2 protein-coding genes are annotated in these 2,848 nt (G+C 64.0%); both read right to left on the reverse strand.

Annotated elements, in window-relative coordinates:
* The coding region (locus JNK68_02025; GenBank protein ID MBL8539127.1) for a 2-oxoglutarate dehydrogenase E1 component at window positions 1–2,596 on the reverse strand (2,596 nt) is incomplete at its 3' end.
* A 59-nt stretch (window positions 2,597–2,655) separates the two neighbouring features.
* Window positions 2,656–2,848: citrate (Si)-synthase (gene gltA, locus JNK68_02030; GenBank protein MBL8539128.1), on the reverse strand; the 193-nt coding region annotated here is incomplete at its 5' end.

Genomic DNA, 2,848 nt, shown 5'->3' on the forward strand with positions numbered 1-2,848 from the left:
CGACCTGGACCTGAAAAGCATCGTGCGGGAAGGGATAGAGCTGTTCGATGCGGACGATCGCGGTGTCGGTCACGCCAAGCTCGCGCCGCCGTGCCAGCGTTTCGTAGTACACCTTGCCGCTGCACAGGATGAGCCGCTTGATGTTGTTGGGATCGAGGTCCTCGCGCTCACCGATCACCGTCTGAAATTCTCCATGCACGAGATCGTCGAGGCTGGATACCGATTCCTTGTGACGCAGCATGCTCTTCGGCGTCATGATGATGAGCGGCTTGCGGTATGCGCGCACCATCTGCCGACGCAGCAGATGGAACATCTGGGCCGGCGTCGACGGCATTACCACCTGCATGTTGTACTGCGCGCACAACTGGAGGTAACGCTCGGGCCTGGCCGAGGAGTGTTCCGGGCCCTGCCCCTCGTAGCCGTGCGGCAGCATCATCACCAGTCCGCAAAGCCGGCCCCACTTGGCTTCGCCGGAGCTGATGAACTGATCGACCACGACCTGGGCGCCGTTCGCGAAATCGCCGAACTGCCCCTCCCAGATCACCAGCTCGTCCGGCGCCGCCGTGGCGTAGCCGTACTCGAAACCGAGCACGGCCTCCTCGGAGAGCACCGAGTCGATGACGAGGAAGTCGGCCTGACCCTCCGCGATGTGCTGGAGCGGGATGAAGGTCCCATCGTCCCAGCGCTCCCGGTTCTGGTCGTGCAGCACGGCATGGCGATGGAAGAACGTGCCGCGTCCGCAGTCCTGGCCTGAAAGACGCACCGGATAACCCTGCTTGAGCAGAGAGGCGTAGGCAAGATTCTCCGCCATGCCCCAGTCGAGCGGCAGTTTGCCCTCGCCCATGGCCTTGCGGTCGGCGATGATCTTGTCGACGCGCGAATGCAGCTTGAAGTCGGGCGGAACCGTGGTCAGCTGCCGGGCAAGGAACGCAACTTCGTCCTCGCTCACGCGCGTGTCCGCCGCTGCCGTCCATTCCGTGCCGACATAAGGCTGCCAGTTCACCGCAAACTGCGGCTTGTGGTCGAACAGCACGAACTTGTTGGTATGCTCGCCCGCCTCCAGCGTCTGGCGGTAGGCCTTCACCATCTCGTCGCCCTCGCCTGCGCCAATCACGCCTTCGCGCTCGAGACGGTCCGCGTAGACTTTGCGGGTGCTCGGGTGCTTCGCGATCTTCTTGTACATGAGCGGCTGCGTGACGAGTGGCTCGTCCTGCTCGTTGTGTCCCTGGCGGCGGTAGCACACGAGGTCGACCACGACGTCCTTGCCGAACTGCATGCGGAAATCGAGTGCGATTTCGGTGACCATCACCACCGCGTCCGGATCATCGCCGTTCACGTGGAAGATCGGGCACTCCACCATCTTGGCGACGTCGGTACAGTAAAGCGTCGAGCGGGTGTCGCGCGGATCGGACGTCGTGAATCCGATCTGGTTGTTGATGATGATGTGCACCGTGCCGCCGGTACCGTAGCCGCGCGTGCCGGAGAGATTCAGCGTCTCCATCACCACGCCCTGGCCGGCGAAAGCGGCATCGCCATGGATCAGGACCGGCAGCACCTGCTTGCCCTGGATGTCGTGCCGACGATGCTGGCGCGCCCGCACCGAGCCCTCGACCACGGGATTCACGATCTCCAGATGCGAGGGGTTGAAGGCAAGGGTCAAGTGCATCGGACCGCCCGGCGTCGTGATGCCGGACGAGAAGCCCTGGTGATACTTGACGTCCCCCGACAACAGCGCCTGGCTGTGCTTGCCCTCGAATTCCGCAAACAGGTCCTGCGGCATCTTGCCGAGGGTGTTCACCAGCACGTTGAGCCGGCCGCGGTGGGCCATGCCGATGACGGTTTCCTGAATGCCCTTGGCGCCGGCCTGCTGCAGCATGTGGTCGAGCAGCGGGGTGAGAGATTCCCCCCCCTCGCCGGAGAAGCGCTTCTGCCCGACGAACCGCGTATGCAGATAACGCTCGAGCCCCTCTGCCGCCGTCACCCGCTCGAGCAGCCAGCGGCGGAACTCGGGCGCGTACTGCGGACGACCGTGCACGCTTTCCAGATGCGCCTGGATCCAGCGCTTCTGCGGCGTATCGGTGATATGCATGTACTCGGCACCGATGCTGCCGCAATAGGTCTCCTGCACCGCCTTGATGATCTCGCGCAGCGGGAGCTGATCCGGCCCCACCAGCGAGCCGGTATTGAAGGTGGTGCCCATGTCCTCGGTCGTGAAGCCGTAGTGCGCCGGATCGAGTTCGGGCAGGTACGGCTTCTCGGCACGCCCGAGCGGGTCCACATTGGCGTGACGCACGCCGAGGAAGCGATAGGCATTGATGAGCTGCAGCACCGAGACCTGCTTGCGCTCGATGGTCGGCAAATCTTCCTGCGCCTGCCGCGGCACGCTGGGCCGCGTGCGTGCCAGGGCTTCGAAGGCGGCTACGATCGGCCCGTGCGCCACCTCGCGCCCGCCGGCGGGTCGTGCCAAAGTGTCGAAATGCTGCCGCCACGCCGGATCGACGGAATCCGGATCGTGCAGGTACTGCTCGTACAGATCCTCGATGAAGGCGGCATTGCCGCCGGACAGGTACGAACTACTGAACGCGTCCTGAAACATGGAGACCTCCTCCGTGCTTTCTCTTGTATGGGTCCCGGACAGCGATCCGGGACCTTTTGTCATTTCTTGCCGTTGGCTACGTCGCGTCGGGGTGCGCCGATATAGAGCTGACGCGGGCGGCCGATCTTGTAGTCCGGATCGGCGATCATCTCGCTCCACTGCGCAATCCAGCCCACCGTGCGCGCCATCGCAAAGATCGCCGTGAACATCGACACCGGAATCCCCAGCGCCTTCTGCACGATCCCCGAGTAG

The organism is Betaproteobacteria bacterium, from assembly GCA_016791345.1.
In the GTDB taxonomy this organism is placed as follows: Bacteria; Pseudomonadota; Gammaproteobacteria; order Burkholderiales; family JAEUMW01; genus JAEUMW01.